This window comes from Pseudomonadota bacterium, assembly GCA_030775045.1.
In the GTDB taxonomy this organism is placed as follows: domain Bacteria; phylum Pseudomonadota; class Alphaproteobacteria; order JALYJY01; family JALYJY01; genus JALYJY01.
On the sequence record JALYJY010000057.1, the window covers coordinates 1 to 3,345 of the forward strand.

Below are 3,345 nucleotides of genomic sequence, written 5' to 3' on the forward strand. Positions count from 1 at the left end.
GTGGTGCAGGAACGTCTCCTGGCGCCTGAAGAAGCCTTCCGCCTGGAAGGTGAAGCCGACGTCGCCGTGGTTGTTTCTTTGGCCCCCGGCCAGAAATGCGACCGCTGCTGGCAGATTTTGCCCGAGGTCGGCACCGTCAAGACCCACCCGACGGCCTGTAAACGGTGTGCTGGGGCGGTGACAACGTAATCTGCGCACCCAAAAATTGCGAATTACTTTCGCAGATTACCGTTAGTATAAGCGCATCGTTTAATTCAATATAACTACAGGAGCAAAAAATGTCTGAATACAAACCCGCAGTTCTGGATATACGACATCTGGCAAGTATGCCAGGAACGGCTGAGAGCAGACCCGGAGCGGGCGATGGCATTTATCTGGACAGACAGGAACATTTTGGCATATGGCTTGAAGATGACAGCGCTATACGTCTTGCAGGCTAGGAAACAGGGAATTTCTGCCTAGAAATACGCTTTGACCGAAAAAGAGAAGGGGCAAGAGAATTTCTTGCGGAGTTTCACCTTGGTTCCTGGACAGACGAAAATCTTGCCACACAGTATAAAAAGGAATTTCTCAAAATATTGAGTGAAGCTGGTTACACCCGCGTCAAGATTTCAGAGGAAGGGTATATGTTTGGTCCACCGAATCCTGATGATCTGAAAAAACCCGCCGCTCCTCTTCCGCCACCAAGCTTTTTTTGGGAATTTCTTATAGAAAATCAGACAAGCATGAAACCATTGCTTGGCGTTTTGGAAAAACTTGGAGTGCCGACATCAGAATGCGACAGAATTATCACGTCAGTAGATTCCAAGCGCAATGCACCAGATCGTCGAAATAACAATAAATTGAAAAGCCAAAGAGCAGCCGGATCTGGAAAGCCAGGGGAATTTAAAGGGAAAGAAGGAAGCAATCCTGAACAGCTCAAAAATCCCGCCAGGAGAAAAAGTCCTGGATCTGATGGGCCATCAGGAACGAAGTAATTCTTGCTGTCTTCTCGTCCCCGGCCAGAAATGCGACCGCTGCTGGCTCCGTCAAGGAGCATGCCACAGCCTGCAAACGGCGCGCAGATGCGGTGGCATAAATTTACCTCTCCCCTTTGAGGGAGAGGTCAAAACAAGGAACTGTAAATGACTACCACCCCCACCAAAGCCTTCACCACCGACCCGGTTCTGGTCGACGTGCCCATGCCCATTATCACTCCGCGGCTGATCATTCGCCCCGTGCAAGCGGGGGATGGAAAAACCATTGCCGAAGCCTCGGCCGAAACCCTGGATCAACTGTATCTGTGGATGGACTGGGCCCGGAACCGGGAAGATGCAGGCAATCCTGAACTGAAAGAAATCTATGCACGAAAGGCCTGGTCCCGCTTCCAGAACCGCGAAGATCTGAGCATGATCGGGATTGAACGGACAACAGGAACACCCGTTGTCTTCACCGGCCTTCACGGCGCCGACTGGCGCATCCGGCGGTTCGAGATCGGCTACTGGATCCGCAAGAGCGCTCAGGGCAAAGGCTATGCGACCGAGGCCGCCAATGCCCTGCTGCGTTATGCGTTCGGCGCGCTGTCGGCCCGTGTGGTGACCATCGGCCACGCGGAGGGCAACGAGGCCAGCCGCGCCATCATCGAAAAACTGGGCTTCACCCACGCCATCCGCCAGCCCTGGAACTGCGAGATGCCCGACGGCACCCTGGTGGACGGCCACGGATACTACCGCACCCACACCGAGGGCCTCCCCCCGCTGGACGTGACGTGGGGGAAGGAGCCATAAATGACCCACACCATCCGCGCTGCCCTTCCTTCTGATTTTACCCGGCTGGTCGAATTCCTGGCTCTGATTGACGCTGAAACCAGCCGGCCGCTGGGCAGAAAATTTATTGAAACATGGTTGTCCAATTCATGCCGCTGTCCCCGGTTTCTGGTTGCTGTGGAGAATGAGAAAATCATCGGAGCCTCCGCCTGGTCAGAAGAGCTTTTTACTCTGGAGGTCTGGGGCATCAGCTGGGTTGCTGTTCACCCTGACCGGCGCAACAAGGGAATTGGCCAGGCGCTGGTCCAGGCTTGCCTCGATGAAATTTCCCGCGCAGCCGGAAAAACAGTCACCGTCATTCTGGCCGCCTATCCGGACAAGGCGAAACTCTACGAACGCCTTGGCTTTCAGAAAAGCGGCCAGAGTCACGTCGGCGGCTGGTTCATGACAAAAATATTAAAGACTGCCAAATGACACGCTTCCAGCCTCCGTTTTTCTGCACCGCCTGGAAAACGGATATAGTTTCGCAGATCTGGTCTAGAATTCAGGCTTGTAAAATAAACAGATGAGAAAATTATGCCCGCCATAAGTGATGCCTATATAACTATCAATGCATTGGCAAAAATATGCATGACCTGTCTGGATGCTGTTATTTTACGTCGAGATTTCCTGAGTCCGGCCGGCCAGAAGTGGTTTGATGCAGACGATCTCTCCCCTTTTCCGGATAACAAAAGCGATGCTGTATTAAAATTTCTGGGGCAGGAGGCAGAAAGACTGAAAAAAGCTTTTGCAGCAAGAGAAGCAATGCTTGGATCTGCTACGATAAAAAACGGAAACTTGGTTTTTTCATGCAAATCTCCCGGCGAGTCAGATGAAGACTGCTATTGGCGCCGTCTGGCAACTACATTGGGAAGAACCATCACAGAAACCAGACAACTGGTTAATGGCGCTGTACGTTCGGGACAAAGTTATGAAGCGCCTCCGAAAATAGCTTCCTTCGAGCTCTTTCCTCTATGGTAAAACCCGTATCGAAGACCTCCTCTCGCTGGATGTCAGGTGGGGAAGGAGTAACACATAATTTGCATCTCTACTTGCCTGTCCGCCGAAATCCTGACAAAGGCAGAAGGGAGAGGTAAAATAAAGGACGCCACAATGACCCGCCTTCTCCTCGCCTCGAACTTGCGGGATTTTACGCCAAAGCTGGACCGGGTGTTTGACCGGCCACTGGCGGAGATGGCCGTGGTGTGCATTCCCACCGCAGCGGCGGGGGAGGACAACATCGACCGCTGGTTGATCCCGGAAAAGGCGGCCCTGCGTGACCGGGTGAAAAGCTTCACCGAATTCGACCTGCAGGGCAAAACGCCGGAGCAGGTCCGCCACGCCTTGGCCCACGCCAATATTATCTGCTTGACCGGCGGCAACACGTACTTCCTGCTGGAACATGTTCAAAAGAGTGGCTTTGCACAGGCCCTGAAGCCCTGCCTGGACCACGGCGCGTGGTACGTGGGCGCCAGCGCGGGCACTGTGCTCGCCTGCCCGGATATCGACTATATCCGTGCCATGGACAAACCGGACCGGGCCCAGCTGACAGACTTTACAG

Annotated in this window: 6 protein-coding genes; all 6 read left to right on the top strand. The window is 53.5% G+C overall.

What is annotated here, in order from left to right; all coding sequences use genetic code 11:
• The coding region (locus M3O22_06100; protein ID MDP9196317.1) for a hypothetical protein at positions 1 to 189 on the top strand (189 nt) is incomplete at its 5' end.
• A 389-nt stretch (positions 190 to 578) separates the two neighbouring features.
• Positions 579 to 977, top strand: coding sequence for a hypothetical protein (locus M3O22_06105; protein MDP9196318.1), 399 nt, complete (start codon positions 579 to 581; stop codon positions 975 to 977).
• Between the two features lie 147 nt (positions 978 to 1,124).
• Positions 1,125 to 1,766 carry a GNAT family N-acetyltransferase gene (locus M3O22_06110; protein ID MDP9196319.1) on the top strand — a complete coding sequence of 214 codons (642 nt, stop codon included), beginning with the start codon at positions 1,125 to 1,127 and terminating at the stop codon, positions 1,764 to 1,766.
• Complete coding sequence (locus M3O22_06115; GenBank protein ID MDP9196320.1) at positions 1,767 to 2,219, top strand: GNAT family N-acetyltransferase; 453 nt, start codon at positions 1,767 to 1,769, stop codon at positions 2,217 to 2,219. It abuts the gene before it with no gap.
• A 102-nt stretch (positions 2,220 to 2,321) separates the two neighbouring features.
• Positions 2,322 to 2,765, top strand: coding sequence for a hypothetical protein (locus M3O22_06120; protein MDP9196321.1), 444 nt, complete (start codon positions 2,322 to 2,324; stop codon positions 2,763 to 2,765).
• A 132-nt stretch (positions 2,766 to 2,897) separates the two neighbouring features.
• Positions 2,898 to 3,345: Type 1 glutamine amidotransferase-like domain-containing protein (locus tag M3O22_06125; protein ID MDP9196322.1), on the top strand; the 448-nt coding region annotated here is incomplete at its 3' end.